We start from the raw sequence: 15,497 nt of genomic DNA, 5'->3' as shown, positions 1-15,497 counted from the left end.
TGACAGATGACCAGTAGCTATCTGCATTTTCCGGATTTCGATCCGGTCATTTTCTCAATCGGACCCGTCGCGCTTCATTGGTACGGCTTAATGTATTTGGTGGGGTTTATTTTCGCGATGTGGCTGGCGACGCGCCGCGCGAATCGTCCGGGCAGTGGCTGGACCAAAAATGAAGTAGAAAACTTACTGTATGCGGGCTTCCTCGGGGTTTTCCTCGGTGGGCGTATTGGTTACGTACTGTTCTATAACTTCCCGTTATTCCTCGATAATCCCCTGTATCTGTTCCGCGTCTGGGACGGCGGTATGTCCTTCCACGGTGGACTTATCGGTGTGATCCTGGTGATGATTATCTTCGCCAAACGCACTAAGCGTTCGTTCTTCCAGGTTTCTGATTTCATTGCCCCGCTGATTCCGTTTGGCTTGGGTGCAGGGCGTCTGGGCAACTTTATCAACGGTGAGCTGTGGGGACGCGTTGACCCGAACTTCAAGTACGCCATGCTGTTCCCCGGCTCCCGTACCGAAGATATTTTACTGCTGCAAACTAACCCGCAATGGCAGTCTATTTTTGATACCTACGGCTCGCTGCCACGCCACGCCTCACAGCTTTATGAGATGGCGTTGGAAGGCGTTGTGCTGTTTATCATTCTGAACTTGTACATTCGCAAACCGCGCCCGATGGGTTCGGTATCCGGTCTGTTCCTGATTGGTTATGGCGCGTTTCGTATTATTGTTGAATTCTTCCGCCAGCCGGATGCGCAGTTTACCGGCACCTGGGTACAGTACATCAGCATGGGGCAGATCCTCTCTATCCCGATGATTGTCGCAGGCATTATTATGATGGTTTGGGCGTACCGCCGCAGCCCACAGCAACACGTTTCCTGAGGAACCATGAAACAGTATTTAGAACTGATGCAAAAAGTGCTGGATGAAGGCACACAGAAAAACGACCGTACCGGAACCGGAACGCTTTCCATTTTTGGTCATCAGATGCGTTTTAATCTGCAGGAAGGGTTCCCGCTGGTTACGACTAAACGCTGCCATTTACGCTCGATCATTCATGAGCTGCTGTGGTTCTTGCAGGGCGATACTAACGTTGCCTACCTGCATGAAAACAACGTCTCAATCTGGGACGAATGGGCGGATGAAAACGGTAATTTAGGCCCGGTTTACGGCAAACAATGGCGCGCGTGGCCTACGCCAGATGGTCGCCATATCGACCAGATCACCACCGTGCTAAACCAGCTGAAAAATGATCCGGACTCTCGTCGCATCATCGTTTCCGCATGGAACGTCGGTGAGCTGGATAAAATGGCGCTGGCACCGTGCCATGCGTTCTTCCAGTTCTACGTGGCGGATGGCAAGCTCTCCTGCCAGCTGTATCAGCGTTCGTGCGATGTGTTCCTCGGCCTGCCGTTTAACATTGCCAGCTACGCTTTGCTGGTACACATGATGGCGCAGCAGTGCGATCTGGAAGTGGGTGATTTTGTCTGGACCGGCGGCGACACGCACCTGTACAGCAACCATATGGATCAAACGCATCTGCAGCTTAGCCGTGAACCTCGCGCGCTGCCGAAACTGGTTATCAAACGTAAGCCTGAATCAATCTTTGACTATCGCTTCGAAGACTTCGAAATTGAAGGCTACGATCCGCACCCGGGTATTAAAGCGCCGGTAGCTATCTAACCTGTTTCAGGCTGTCACAACCGACGCCCATGTGCGTCGGTTTTTTTTGTCTCAAATCGCGTTTTTCGGCGTGGATTCCTGAAATATTGCAACGGCCTGTAACGCGCTAAATATTCCCCATAGCTCGCCGTAGAAACCGAATTTCCCGCTCGTTATTCATTTTCCTCACGCCATACTGGCGACATGAAAAAACAACAAGGTTACACGCTTCTCGAAACTCTCATTGCGATGCTGATTGTCGCGGCGCTTGGTGCATCTGGGCTGTATGGTTGGCAGCGCTGGCAGCAACAGCAGCGGCTGTGGCAGACAGCCTGCCAGGTGCGGGACTACCTGCTGCAACTGCGTGAAGATGCTAACTGGCGTAACCGCGATCACGTGATAAGCGTGATTCGGGATGGCACATCATGGTGTTTTGTCAGCTCTGCGGCTTCGCAAACCACGTGTCGACCCGTTTCGTCTTTGGTTTTTACACCGCCCTGGGATGACGTCGAAATGGCAGAGATAACACCTTCACTGGCCTTTTTTGGACTGCGCAATACGGCATGGGCCGGACATATACGCCTGAAAAATACGGCAGGGGAATGGCGCGTGGTGGTGTCTGGCTGGGGACGAATCAGGCTTTGCGAGCGCGATGAGGCCAGATTATGTCAGTAAACGAACGGGGATTTTCACTGCTGGAGATGCTCATTGCCATGGCGATTAGCAGTATTTTATTGCTTAGCTCAGCGCGATTTTTACCGGCGCTACAGCGAGAGATTCTGCGTAACACCCGCCAGTTAGTACTGGAAGATGAAATATGGCAGCGGGTCTACACCGTGGCGAAGCATCTTCAGCGGGCGGGATATTGCCGGGGAAACTGTGTCGGAGAGGGACTGGTGATATCGGCTAAGGGAGACTGTGTTATTGCCCGCTGGGATGCCAACAGCAATGGCGTTTGGGAAAGCAGTCCCGTGAAAGAGGCTGATTCTATTGGGTTTCGTTTACAGGACAAGGTGTTGGAAACCGTGCGTGGAGCCACCGGCTGCACTGGCAAAGGATGGGAGAAAATGACCGATCCGGCCACGATGAAGATTGAGGCATTCCAGGTTGAAAGGCTGAATTACAGCGGATATTCCCCGCTTCTTACGCTGCGTTTGCGTGGAGTGAGCAATGACCAACCACAAAAAGTTGTTGAAGCGATCTACAGCGTTACGGGATTCAACCTATGAACCGTGAGAGAGGCGTATCCTCTCTGACAATGGTCCTGTTGCTGCTGGTGCTCGGTAGTCTGCTGCTGCAAGGCGTTAGCAGACAGGAGGCCAGTTTTGCTGCGCGTGTGGTCACACAAAGTCAGGCGCTGCAGCGTCAGGCGGTAGTGCAATCCGCGATGGAATGGGGGCGTACGCAGCCCTGGCGCTTACAACCCGCCGTACAGTGTCGGCGCGTTCCCACGCAGGATGCCGCGGTTTGCCTGCGTCTGCTTACCAATAATTTTGTGCTGCTTATTGCCCACTATGAAGAGATATCGTTATGGCGTCAGGGGGCGGTTATTGATGGCAACATAGAATTCTCGGCGCGTGGCTGGAGCGATTTTTGTCCGCTAAAGGAGCAGACGTTATGCCAGATCCCCTGAACAGACAGCGTGGCTTTAGTCTGCCGGAAGTGATACTGGCAATGGTACTAATGGTAATGATTGTGACCGCGTTGTCAGGATATCAGCGGGTGCTAATGAACAGCTTTATCATCAGAAACCAGTATCAGCAACTCTGGCGCCACGCCTGGCAGCAAACCCAGCTGTACCCGTTTTCATCGCCTGTGAACTGGCAGGTTAACCGAATGCAGACAACGAGAGCGGGATGTGTCAGCATCAACGTTATAATTTCTTCACCCCTCGGCAGGCAGGGTCAGATGACGCGTCTGCATTGCCCGAATCGTCAGTAGTCAGGAGTCGCTATGTTAAGGGTCTACCACTCCAACCGTCTGGATGTGCTGGAAGCGTTAATGGAATTTATCGTTGAGCGCGAGCGGCTGGACGACCCCTTTGAGCCTGAGATGATCCTGGTTCAAAGTACCGGTATGGCGCAGTGGCTACAAATGACTCTTGCACAGAAGTTTAGTATTGCCGCCAATATCGATTTTCCGCTGCCCGCGAGTTTTATCTGGGATATGTTTGTGCGCGTGCTGCCGGATATCCCGAAAGAGAGTGCGTTCAGCAAACAGAGCATGAGCTGGAAGTTGATGACGCTGTTGCCACAATTGCTGGATAGCGATGACTTCGCATTGCTACGCCACTATCTGACGGACGACACTGATAAACGTAAGCTTTTTCAGCTTTCCTCGCGCGCGGCTGACCTTTTCGACCAGTATTTAGTCTACCGCCCTGACTGGTTGACCCAGTGGGAAGCGGGGCGACAGGTTGAGGGACTTGGCGAGTCTCAGGCCTGGCAGGCACCGTTGTGGAAAGCGCTGGTGGAATACACCGCGGAATTGGGCCAGCCGCGCTGGCATCGTGCCAATTTATACCAACGATTTATTCAGACGTTGGAAAACGCGTCCGAGTGCCCGCAGGGACTGCCTTCTCGCGTCTTTATTTGCGGTATTTCGGCGCTGCCGCCGGTTTATTTGCAGGCATTGCAGGCACTGGGTAAGCACATTGATATTCATCTGCTGTTTACCAACCCTTGTCGCTACTACTGGGGGGATATTAAAGATCCTGCCTGGCTGGCGAAGCTGATGGCACGTCAGCGTCGGCACAGCTTTGAAGAACGGCATCTGCCGCTGTTTCGTGATAATCAGAAAGCCGAAGGATTATTTAACAGCGATGGCGAACAGGATGTGGGCAACCCGATGCTGGCCTCGTGGGGCAAGCTGGGGCGTGATTACATTTATTTGCTTTCGGAGCTGGAAAACAGTCAGGAACTGGATGCGTTTGTCGACATTACACCTGACAACCTTTTGCATAATATTCAATCAGATATTCTGGAACTCGAAAGTCATGCCGTAGCGGGCGTTACGCTGGAAGAATATTCCCGTAGCGACAATAAACGACGGCTTGAGCTGAACGACACCAGCGTGACTTTCCATGTCTGCCATAGCCCACAGCGCGAGGTGGAAATTCTTCATGACCGGCTGTTGGCCATGCTGGAAGCGGACCCAACGCTGACGCCGCGCGATATTATCGTGATGGTGGCGGACATCGACAGCTACAGCCCATTCATTCAGTCGGTCTTTGGTAGCGCGCCAGCCGAGCGTTACTTACCTTATGCAATATCTGACCGTCGGGCACGCCAGTCTCATCCCGTCTTACAGGCTTTTATTAGTCTGCTGTCTCTACCGGATAGCCGTTTTGTCTCCGAGGATGTCCTGGCGTTACTGGATGTCCCCGTGCTGGCGGCGCGTTTCAACATTGATGAAGAAGGGCTGCGCTATCTTCGCTTATGGGTCAATGAATCCGGGATTCGTTGGGGAATTGACGACGATAACGTGCGTGAACTGGAACTTCCGCCTACAGGTCAGCATACCTGGCAATTTGGTTTAACGCGTATGCTGCTCGGCTACGCGATGGAAAGCGCGCAGGGCGAGTGGCAATCGGTGTTGCCTTACGATGAGTCCAGCGGTTTGATTGCCGAACTGGTAGGGCATCTGGCCTCGTTGCTGATGCAGCTTAATCTCTGGCGTAGAGGATTAGCGCAGGAACGTCCGTTGGAAGAGTGGCTACCCGTTTGTCGGGAAATGCTTAATGATTTCTTCCTGCCGGACGCGGACACCGAAGCGGCGATGACGCTGATTGAACAGCAGTGGCAGGCTATTATCACTGAAGGTTTAGGGGCCGAGTACGGCGATGCAATACCGCTCTCTCTGTTACGTGATGAGCTGGCCCAGCGCCTTGACCAGGAACGCATCAGCCAGCGCTTCCTGGCGGGTCCCGTTAACATTTGTACGCTGATGCCGATGCGCTCCATTCCGTTCAAAGTGGTGTGCCTGCTGGGTATGAACGATGGGGTTTATCCACGTCAACTTGCGCCGCTGGGCTTTGATTTAATGAGCCAAAAACCGATGCGGGGCGATCGCAGTCGTCGCGATGATGACCGCTATCTGTTCCTCGAAGCATTAATTTCGGCACAGCAGACGCTCTACATCAGCTACATTGGCCGCTCTATTCAGGATAACAGCGAGCGCTTCCCGTCGGTGCTGGTACAAGAACTGATGGACTACATTGGGCAAAGCCACTACCTACCGGGCGATGAATCATTGACCTGCGATCAAAGCGAGGCAAGGGTAAAAGCGCACATAACCCGTTTGCATACCCGTATGCCCTTTGATGCACAAAACTATTTGCCGGGTGAACAGCAAAGCTATGCCCGGGAATGGCTGCCTGCGGCGAGTCTGTCAGGAAAAGCGCACACGGATTTTGTGCAGCCTCTTCCTTTTGAAATGCCAGAAACGCTAACGCTGGAAACGCTGCAGCGATTTTGGGCACATCCGGTACGCGCCTTTTTCCAGATGCGTTTGAGGGTCAACTTCCGCTCTGAAGAGAGCGAGATCCCGGATACGGAACCTTTCACTCTTGAAGGGTTGACCCGCTACCAGCTTAATCAGCAATTGCTTAATACGCTGGTTGAAGAGAACGATGCTGAACGACTGTTCCGCCGTTTTCGTGCGGCGGGCGCGCTACCCTATGGGCCGTTTGGCGAAATTCTGTGGGATACGCAGCGTCAGGAAATGCAGTCGCTGGCTGAACGCATTATCGCCTGTCGTCAGCCCTGTCAGAGCATGGAAATCGATCTTAACTGTCACGGCGTGCAAATCACCGGCTGGCTGCCGCAGGTGCAAGAGGATGGTTTGTTGCGCTGGCGCCCATCTTTGATAAGCATTGCGCAGGGTGTGCAACTTTGGCTGGAACATCTTGTCTATTGTGCCAGTGGCGGTAGGGGAGAGAGCCGATTGTTCCTGCGTAAAGACGGAGAATGGCGTTTTCCGCCGCTGGATGCAGAACAGGCGTTGCTGTACCTGTCGCAACTCATTGAGGGGTATCGGGAAGGCATGTCGTCACCGTTGATGGTATTACCCGAAAGCGGTGGTGCATGGATAAAAACCTGTTATGACGCCGCAAATGATGCCATGTTAGATGACGATGCAACGTTGCAAAAAGCGCGCAGTAAGTTTCTGCAAGCCTATGAAGGCAACATGATGGTACGTGGCGAAGGTGATGATATCTGGTATCAGCGTCTTTGGCGTCAACTGGATGCTGATACTCAGGAGGCTATTGTTTTACAGTCTCAGCGCTACCTGTTACCGATTTTTCGCTTTAATCAGTCATGATGATTGTATAAAAATTGCGCAATTTGATGGCTTCCACTATGATGCGCATTCTGTCACGGACTGATTCTTACAAAGAGAAGATGCTGGCTCGTTCAGCACATAGTCTTGCCCTGTTCAGGTCATGTATTTATACGTGGTTTGTAGTGAACAGGTGAATTCGTTAATGATGAGGTTTGTGAATGCCCCGCAGCACCTGGTTCAGTGCATTACTGTTGTTCGTCGCCCTTTGGGTTCCCGTAAGTCAGGCAGATACCGGTTGGCAGCCTTTAGCTGAAACCATCCGTAAAAGCGATAAAGACACCCGTCAGTATCAGGCCGTGCGCCTTGATAACGGCATGGTTGTGCTGCTGGTATCCGATCCTCAGGCCGTGAAATCCCTTTCTGCACTGGTAGTCCCCGTGGGCTCGCTGGAAGATCCGGACGATCATCAGGGGCTGGCGCACTATCTCGAACACATGTGTCTGATGGGCTCGAAAAAATACCCACAGCCGGACAGCCTGGCTGAATTCCTGAAAATGCACGGCGGTAGCCACAATGCCAGTACTGCGCCTTATCGTACGGCCTTCTATCTTGAAGTCGAAAACGACGCGCTGGTGGGGGCGGTGGATCGCCTGGCGGATGCTATTGCCGATCCATTGCTGGATAAAAAATATGCCGACCGCGAGCGTAACGCGGTTAACTCCGAGCTGACGCTGGCGCGTACCCGAGACGGGATGCGTATGGCGCAGGTTAGCGCTGAGACGATCAACCCGGCGCACCCTGGCTCGCGTTTCTCTGGCGGGAATCTCGAGACATTAAGCGATAAACCGGGCAACCCGGTGGTGCAGGCATTACAAAAATTTCATGAAAAGTACTACTCTGCTAACCTGATGAAGGCGGTGATTTATAGCAATAAACCGCTGCCAGAGCTGGCGCGGATAGCGGCTGACACCTTTGGGCGCGTACCGAACAGGAATATCGCAAAGCCTGAAATTACCGTACCGGTCGTCACTGATGCGCAAAAGGGCATCATCATCCACTATGTTCCGGCAATGCCGCGTAAAGTATTGCGCGTCGAGTTTCGTATCGATAACAACAGCGCGCAGTTCCGCAGTAAAACCGATGAACTGGTGACCTACCTGATTGGCAATCGTAGCCCGGGCACGTTGTCTGACTGGCTGCAAAAGCAGGGCCTGGTTGAGGGTATTCGCGCGGACTCCGATCCGGTGGTCAACGGGAACAGCGGCGTATTAGCCATTTCCGCGACGTTAACCGACAAGGGGCTGGCGAACCGCGATGAAGTTGTCGCGGCAATCTTTAGCTACCTCAATTTGTTACGCGAGAAAGGTGTCGATAAACGCTATTTTGACGAGCTGGCGCACGTGCTGGATCTCGATTTCCGTTATCCCTCCATCACCCGTGATATGGACTACGTGGAATGGCTGGCTGATACTATGATCCGCGTTCCCGTCGAGCATACGCTGGATGCGGTGAATATTGCTGACCAGTACGATGCGAAAGCCGTTGAGCAACGTCTGGCAATGATGACGCCGCAGAATGCGCGTATCTGGTATATCAGCGCGAAAGAGCCGCATAATAAAACCGCTTATTTTGTCGATGCGCCTTACCAGGTGGATAAAATCAGCGACAAAACCTTTGACGACTGGCAGCAAAAAGCGCAGGGCATTGCGCTGTCGTTACCGGAGTTGAACCCCTACATTCCGGATGATTTCACGCTGATTAAGACGGATAAAAAATACGCTCATCCTGAGCTGATCGTTGATGAGCCGGATTTACGTGTGGTGTATGCCCCGAGCCAGTATTTTGCCAGCGAGCCAAAGGCTGACGTCAGCGTGATCCTGCGTAATCCGAAAGCCATGGACAGCGCCCGCAACCAGGTCTTATTCGCACTTAACGATTACCTGGCAGGGATTGCGCTCGATCAGTTAAGTAACCAGGCATCGGTAGGTGGAATTGGTTTCTCTACCAACGCTAACAATGGGTTGATGCTTAACGCCAACGGCTACACCCAACGTTTGCCGCAGCTTTTTCAGGCGCTGTTGAGCGGCTATTTCAGCTACACCTCAACGGACGAACAGCTGGAACAGGCGAAATCCTGGTATGCCCAGATGATGGATTCCGCAGAAAAGGGTAAAGCTTACGATCAGGCTATTATGCCGGTGCAGATGCTTTCTCAGGTGCCGTACTTCTCCCGCGACGAGCGCCGTAAACTGCTGCCTTCCATCACCCTGAAAGAGGTGATGACCTACCGCGACGCCTTAAAAACCGGTGCGCGACCTGAATTCCTGGTCATTGGCAATATGAGCGAAGCTCAGACGACGAGCATGGCGCGGGATATCCAAAAACAGCTAGGTGCGAACGGGTCACAGTGGTGTCGCAACAAAGATGTGGTTGTGGACAAGAAGCAGTCCGTCATCTTTGAAAAAGCAGGCAGCAGCACGGATTCAGCGCTGGCCGCGGTATTTGTGCCAACCGGATACGATGAATACGCCAGTTCAGCCTACAGCGCTATGTTAGGTCAGATTGTTCAGCCGTGGTTCTACAATCAGCTGCGTACTGAAGAACAGTTAGGCTACGCCGTATTTGCTTTCCCGATGAGCGTTGGCCGTCAGTGGGGAATGGGGTTCCTGCTGCAAAGCAGTGATAAGCAGCCGTCTTACCTCTGGGAGCGTTATAAAGCGTTCTTCCCGACGGCGGAAGCGAAGCTGCGGGCGATGAAACCTGAAGAGTTTGCGCAAATTCAGCAGGCGATTATTGCGCAAATGCTGCAGGCGCCGCAAACGCTGGGGGCAGAAGCCTCACAGTTAAGCAAAGATTTTGATCGCGGCAATATGCGCTTCGATTCACGTGATAAAATAGTGGCTCAGATTAAACTGCTGACGCCGCAAAAACTTGCCGACTTCTTCCATCAGGCGGTGGTTGAGCCGCAAGGCATGGCGATATTGTCACAGGTTTCCGGCAGTCAGAATGGGAAAGCAGAATATGTGCACCCGGAAGGCTGGAAAGTGTGGCAGACCGTCAGCGCGTTGCAGCAAACCTTACCCCTGATGAGTGATAAGAATGAATGATGCCGCTGAGTCCCTTGATCCACTGCGCTTGCCCCTGACGGGCGAGCGTCTGATTGAAGCCTCTGCGGGCACCGGTAAAACCTTTACCATCGCCGCCCTGTATTTACGTTTACTGCTTGGATTGGGCGGCTCTGCCGCCTTTCCTCGTCCTCTGACCGTCGAAGAACTGCTGGTGGTCACCTTCACCGAGGCGGCTACCGAAGAGTTGCGCGGTCGAATTCGTAGCAATATTCATGAACTGCGAATTGCCTGCCTGCGTGAAACCACCGACAACCCGCTATATGCCCGTTTTTTAGATGAAATTGCCGATACAAAACAGGCCGCGCAGTGGCTGCTATTGGCTGAAAGACAGATGGATGAAGCTGCGGTGTTTACCATCCACGGCTTTTGTCAGCGTATGCTCAGTCTCAACGCCTTTGAGTCAGGCATGCTGTTCGAACAGCAGCTGATAGAAGATGAATCGCTGCTGCGCTATCAGGCTTGCGCGGACTTCTGGCGTCGGCACTGCTACCCGCTGCCCCGCGACATTGCGCAGGTGGTTTTTGAAACGTGGAAAGGACCGCAAGCGCTGTTGAGAGATATCGATCGCTATCTGCAGGGGGAAGCGCCGGTTATCAAGGCGCCACCGTCTGATGACGAAACGCTGGCCTCCCGGCATGAACAAATTCTCGCACGCATTAACCAGATCAAGCAGCAATGGCGTGATTCTGTTGATGAGCTGGATGGCCTGATGGAAGCCTCCGGAATTGACCGGCGTAAATTTAATCGCGGTAATCAGGGCAAGTGGATCGAAAAGATCAGCGCGTGGGCGCAGGAAGAAACACAAAGTTACCAGCTTCCTGACGCGCTGGAGAAATTCTCACAGCGTTTTCTGGAAGAGCGCACCAAAGCGGGTGGGATAACCCCTCAGCACCCGCTGTTTGTCGCTATTGATGAACTGCTTAGCGAACCGTTAACTCTCCGCGATCTGGTGATCACCCGGGCGCTGGCGGAGATCCGCTCGGCAGTTGCCGAGGAAAAACGTCGCCGCGGCGAGCTGGGTTTTGACGATATGCTCAGCCGTCTGGATGCGGCGTTGCGCAGTGAAAGCGGCGATGCGCTGGCGACGGCTATTCGTACTCGTTTTCCAGTCGCCATGATCGATGAATTCCAGGATACCGATCCACAGCAGTACCGTATTTTTCGTCGGATCTGGCAGCATCAGCCGGATACCGCACTGCTGCTAATTGGTGATCCGAAACAGGCAATTTACGCGTTTCGCGGCGCGGATATCTTCACCTATATGAAGGCGCGCAGCGAAGTCAGCGCACACTATACGCTCGATACCAACTGGCGTTCGGCCCCCGGCATGGTCAATAGCGTGAATACGCTTTTCAGCCAGATGGACGACGCCTTTATGTTCCGCGAAATCCCTTTCAGCCCGGTAAAATCCGCAGAAAAAAACCAGGGGTTACGGTTTGTTTTACGCGGCGAAACGCAGCCCGCTATGAGTATGTGGCTGATGGAAGGAGAAAGTTGCGGCGTAGGCGATTATCAGAGCTACATGGCGCAGGTGTGCGCCACGCAAATTCGCGACTGGCTTAAGGCCGGGCATTCTGGCGCAGCGCAACTGGTAAGTGGCAAAGCATCCAGCCCGGTACGCGCGTCGGACATTAGCGTATTGGTTCGTAGCCGCCAGGAGGCGGCGCTGGTCCGTGATGCACTGACGCAACTGGCCATTCCCTCTGTCTACCTCTCCAACCGTGACAGCGTATTTGAAACGCTGGAAGCACAGGAGTTGCTGTGGGTACTGCAGGCGGTGATGACGCCGGAGCGTGAGAACACGCTGCGTAGCGCGCTGGCAACGTCAATGATGGGGCTGAATGCGCAGGATCTTGAAGCGTTAAATAACGACGAAAATGCCTGGGATGCGGTGGTCGAAGAGTTCGATGGCTATCGTCAGATCTGGCATAAACGCGGCGTGATGCCGATGCTGCGTGCGCTGATGACAGCTCGCCAGATTGCGGAGAACCTGCTGGCGACGGCGGGAGGCGAACGTCGACTGACCGACATTTTACATATCAGCGAACTGTTGCAGGAAGCGGGCTCGCAGCTGGAAAGCGAGCATGCGCTGGTGCGCTGGTTGTCCCAGCATATTCTTGAACCCGACAGCAACGCGTCAAGCCAGCAGCTCAGGCTGGAAAGCGACAAGCATCTGGTCAAAATCGTCACCATCCATAAATCGAAAGGGCTGGAATATCCGCTGGTCTGGCTGCCGTTTATCACCAATTTCCGCGTTCAGGATCAGGCTTTCTATCACGATCGCAGCTCTTTTGAAGCGGTGCTGGATCTCAGCGATGCCGAGGAGAGCGTTGAGCTAGCCGAAGCAGAGCGTCTGGCGGAAGACCTGCGTTTGCTGTATGTCGCGCTAACCCGTTCGGTATGGCATTGCAGCCTTGGCGTTGCGCCGTTGGTACGACGTCGGGGCGATAAAAAAGGGGATACCGATGTGCATCAGAGCGCCCTTGGTCGCCTGTTGCAAAAAGGCGAGCCGATGGATGCCGTGGGTCTGCGTAGCGCGATTGAAGCGCTTTGCAGCAACGATATTGCTTGCCAGACTCCCGCGCAGCCTGACGGTGAACCCTGGCAGGTTGCGCAGGCTGTTAGCAGCGAACTGAGTGCAAAAATACTGCAGCGTAAGCCCGGTGATAGCTGGCGCGTGACCAGTTATTCCGGTCTGCAACAGCGTGGACAGGGTATCGCGCAGGATCTGATCCCACGACTGGATATCGATGCCGCAGGCGTCGGTGAGGTTATTGAAGAATCAGGACTTACACCGCATCAGTTCCCGCGCGGCGCTTCGCCAGGTACGTTCTTGCATAGCCTGTTTGAAGATCTCGATTTTACGCAACCGGTGGATCCGCATTGGGTCGAGGAGCAACTGGCGTTGGGCGGTTATGACGCACACTGGACGCCGGTTTTGACCGAATGGCTGGACGCCATTTTGCAGGCGCCTCTCAACGAGACGGGCGTGAGTTTGAGCCAGCTATCCGCGCGTGAAAAACAGGTGGAGATGGAGTTTTATCTGCCGATTTCGCAGCCGTTAATGGCCAACCAGCTTGATGCGTTAATTCGCCAATACGATCCGCTCTCGGCGGGGTGCCCTGCGTTGGACTTTATGCAGGTTCGCGGCATGCTGAAAGGCTTTATTGACCTGGTATTCCGCCACCAGGGGCGTTATTACCTGCTCGATTACAAATCGAACTGGCTGGGCGAAGACAGCTCTGCCTATACGCAGCAGGCGATGGCCTCTGCCATGCAGGCGCATCGCTACGACCTTCAATACCAACTTTATACCCTCGCGCTGCATCGCTACTTACGCCATCGCATTGCTGATTACGATTATGAACGCCATTTTGGCGGCGTTATCTATCTCTTCCTGCGCGGCGTTGACAGTGAAAATCCGCAGCAGGGAATTTACGCGACCCGACCTGACGGAGAGTTGATTGCATTGATGGACGAGATGTTTGCCGGTGCGGTGCAGGAGACGATGTTATGACAATCCAGAAACGATTTCTGGAGGCTGTTGAGCAAAAACAGCTCCGGCCTCTGGATGCTCAGTTCGCGCTGGCGGTTGCCGGAAGTGACAACCCAGCTGTTGCGCTGGCTGCGGCGTTGCTCAGCTGTGAAGCGGGAGAAGGGCACGTCTGCTTACCGCTTTCACGGTTATCTCTGAGCGAGGACGCGCATCCTCTGTTAAGCGCCTGGCTCGCTGAAACGGGCGAGCCTGAAGACTGGGCGGAATGTCTGTTGGCTTCCAGTGCGGTAAGTCGTGGCGAGCAACCTACGCCGCTGGTGCTGTACGGCGATCGCCTGTATCTGAACCGGATGTGGCATAACGAACGTACGGTAGCTCGCTTTTTTAGTGAAGTGAACCACGCCATTGAAGTGGATGAACAACGGCTGACCCACACGCTGGCATCGCTGTTCCCATCCTCTGAGGGGGTTAACTGGCAAAAAGTGGCCGCTGCTGTCGCGCTGACCCGCCGGATATCGGTGATCTCCGGCGGACCGGGGACGGGAAAAACGACAACGGTCGCAAGGCTGCTGGCGGCGTTGATTCAAATGGCAGACGGTGAGCGCTGTCGTATTCGACTGGCGGCGCCAACGGGAAAAGCGGCTGCGCGCCTGACCTCCTCACTAGGAGCGGCGCTACGAGAACTACCGCTAACCGATGAGCAAAAGAAACGCATCCCCGATGACGCCAGTACGCTGCATCGATTATTAGGCGCTCAGCCTGGCAGTCAGCGCCTGCGTCATCATGCGGGAAACCCGCTGCATTTGGATGTGCTGGTGGTGGATGAAGCCTCGATGATCGATTTGCCGATGATGTCGCGCCTTATCGATGCGCTGCCGCCGCACGGACGGGTGATTTTTCTGGGCGATCGCGACCAGCTCGCTTCCGTCGAAGCGGGGGCGGTGCTTGGGGATATCTGTGCTTTCGTCGGTGACGGGTTTACCCCGGAACGCGCCCGCCAGCTCAGTCGCCTGACCGGAAGCGCTATTCCGGCAGGTACGGGAACTCAGGCTGCTGCTCTGCGCGACAGTCTGTGCCTGCTGCAAAAGAGCTACCGTTTCGGCAGCGATTCCGGAATCGGTCAGTTGGCCGCTGCGATTAATTGCGGCGATAAATCTGCGATAAAAACGATTTTCCAGCAGGGATTTAGCGACATCGAAAAACGCACTTTACACAGCAGCGAGGATTACGCCGCGATGCTGGATGAGGCGCTGGCGGGTTATGGGCATTACCTGGATTTGCTGCGCGAGGGCGCAGAGCCGGGAGCTGTCATTCAGGCCTTCAATGAGTATCAACTGCTATGCGCCCTGCGGGAAGGTCCGTTTGGCGTTAGTGGTTTGAATGAACGCATTGAGCAGGTGATGGCGCAAAAACGTAAAATACATCGTTCGACGCATAGCCGCTGGTATGAGGGAAGGCCGGTGATGATCGCGCGCAATGACAGTTCGCTGGGATTATTTAACGGTGATATCGGCATTGCCCTCGACCGTGGACAGGGCCTGAGGGTGTGGTTTGCGTTGCCGGATGGTTCTATCAAATCGGTGCAGCCCAGCCGCTTGCCTGAACATGAAACCACCTGGGCGATGACGGTGCACAAATCGCAGGGATCTGAGTTTGACCACGCGGCGTTGATTTTACCCAGCCAGCATTCACCCGTGGTTACCCGCGAGCTGGTCTATACCGCCGTTACCCGCGCGCGTCGCCGCTTGTCGCTGTATGCCGATGAGCGGATATTGAGCCGCGCCATTACCACCCGCACTGAACGTCGCAGCGGACTGTCAGCATTATTTAATGACGGCATGATGTAGATGTAGGCCGGATAAGCGTCAGCGCCATCCGGCCTAAAAAAATGTGCCAGCGATGTAGGCCGGATAAGGCTGTTATGCCGC

At 54.2% G+C, this 15,497-nt stretch carries 10 protein-coding genes; all 10 read left to right on the top strand.

The features are described 5' to 3' along the window. The first annotated feature begins 6 nt into the window (after nt 1-6). The 10 genes from lgt to recD all read left to right on the top strand — a co-directional run bounded on the left by lgt (nt 7) and on the right by recD (nt 15,416). Nucleotides 7-882: a prolipoprotein diacylglyceryl transferase gene (gene lgt / locus OGX92_RS04230; RefSeq protein ID WP_003825606.1), complete on the top strand. Its 876-nt coding sequence runs from the start codon at nt 7-9 to the stop codon at nt 880-882. A gap of 6 nt (nt 883-888) precedes the next feature. Next, the gene (gene thyA, locus OGX92_RS04225; RefSeq protein WP_003033990.1) at nt 889-1,683 is read left to right on the top strand and encodes a thymidylate synthase; all 795 of its coding nucleotides are present in this window, start codon (nt 889-891) and stop codon (nt 1,681-1,683) included. 183 nt (nt 1,684-1,866) lie between these two features. Beyond that, entirely contained in the window at nt 1,867-2,337 is a 471-nt protein-coding gene (locus tag OGX92_RS04220) for a prepilin peptidase-dependent protein (RefSeq protein WP_126956637.1), read from the top strand. Beyond that, entirely contained in the window at nt 2,328-2,891 is a 564-nt protein-coding gene (locus tag OGX92_RS04215; RefSeq protein WP_126956639.1) for a prepilin peptidase-dependent protein, read from the top strand. The genes OGX92_RS04220 and OGX92_RS04215 overlap by 10 nt, the downstream gene beginning before the upstream one ends. Beyond that, on the top strand, nt 2,888-3,295 hold the full coding sequence (locus OGX92_RS04210) for a DUF2509 family protein (RefSeq protein ID WP_003825615.1): 408 nt from the start codon (nt 2,888-2,890) through the stop codon (nt 3,293-3,295). The genes OGX92_RS04215 and OGX92_RS04210 overlap by 4 nt, the downstream gene beginning before the upstream one ends. After that, nucleotides 3,280-3,603, top strand: a complete 324-nt coding sequence (locus tag OGX92_RS04205; protein WP_126956641.1) for a prepilin-type N-terminal cleavage/methylation domain-containing protein — start codon at nt 3,280-3,282, stop codon at nt 3,601-3,603. Before OGX92_RS04210 ends, OGX92_RS04205 begins: the two co-directional genes overlap by 16 nt. Nucleotides 3,604-3,615: 12 nt before the next feature. Further along, nucleotides 3,616-6,984, top strand: coding sequence for an exodeoxyribonuclease V subunit gamma (gene recC / locus OGX92_RS04200; protein WP_126956643.1), 3,369 nt, complete (start codon nt 3,616-3,618; stop codon nt 6,982-6,984). A gap of 179 nt (nt 6,985-7,163) precedes the next feature. Continuing rightward, a complete protein-coding gene (gene ptrA / locus OGX92_RS04195; RefSeq protein ID WP_126956645.1) occupies nt 7,164-10,052 on the top strand; it encodes a pitrilysin in 2,889 nt (962 codons plus the stop codon). After that, the gene (gene recB / locus OGX92_RS04190; RefSeq protein WP_126956647.1) at nt 10,045-13,590 is read left to right on the top strand and encodes an exodeoxyribonuclease V subunit beta; all 3,546 of its coding nucleotides are present in this window, start codon (nt 10,045-10,047) and stop codon (nt 13,588-13,590) included. The genes ptrA and recB overlap by 8 nt, the downstream gene beginning before the upstream one ends. Next, nucleotides 13,587-15,416, top strand: coding sequence for an exodeoxyribonuclease V subunit alpha (gene recD / locus OGX92_RS04185; RefSeq protein WP_126956649.1), 1,830 nt, complete (start codon nt 13,587-13,589; stop codon nt 15,414-15,416). Before recB ends, recD begins: the two co-directional genes overlap by 4 nt. Nucleotides 15,417-15,497 lie beyond the last annotated feature (81 nt).

It is taken from the genome of Citrobacter sp. Cpo089 (assembly GCF_030332695.1).
Classification (GTDB): Bacteria; Pseudomonadota; Gammaproteobacteria; order Enterobacterales; family Enterobacteriaceae; genus Citrobacter; species Citrobacter portucalensis.
The sequence above is the reverse complement of the archived record's forward strand: the minus strand, read 5'-3'. Positions and strand labels throughout refer to the sequence as shown.

Excerpts from the sequence above, each read along its gene's own strand:
- lgt (WP_003825606.1), top strand. The coding sequence starts at position 7 with ATGACCAGTAGCTATCTGCATTTTCCGGATTTCGATCCGGTCATTTTC.
- thyA (WP_003033990.1), top strand. The coding sequence starts at position 889 with ATGAAACAGTATTTAGAACTGATGCAAAAAGTGCTGGATGAAGGCACA.
- OGX92_RS04220 (WP_126956637.1), top strand. The coding sequence starts at position 1,867 with ATGAAAAAACAACAAGGTTACACGCTTCTCGAAACTCTCATTGCGATG.
- OGX92_RS04215 (WP_126956639.1), top strand. The coding sequence starts at position 2,328 with ATGTCAGTAAACGAACGGGGATTTTCACTGCTGGAGATGCTCATTGCC.
- OGX92_RS04210 (WP_003825615.1), top strand. The coding sequence starts at position 2,888 with ATGAACCGTGAGAGAGGCGTATCCTCTCTGACAATGGTCCTGTTGCTG.
- OGX92_RS04205 (WP_126956641.1), top strand. The coding sequence starts at position 3,280 with ATGCCAGATCCCCTGAACAGACAGCGTGGCTTTAGTCTGCCGGAAGTG.
- recC (WP_126956643.1), top strand. The coding sequence starts at position 3,616 with ATGTTAAGGGTCTACCACTCCAACCGTCTGGATGTGCTGGAAGCGTTA.
- ptrA (WP_126956645.1), top strand. The coding sequence starts at position 7,164 with ATGCCCCGCAGCACCTGGTTCAGTGCATTACTGTTGTTCGTCGCCCTT.
- recB (WP_126956647.1), top strand. The coding sequence starts at position 10,045 with ATGAATGATGCCGCTGAGTCCCTTGATCCACTGCGCTTGCCCCTGACG.
- recD (WP_126956649.1), top strand. The coding sequence starts at position 13,587 with ATGACAATCCAGAAACGATTTCTGGAGGCTGTTGAGCAAAAACAGCTC.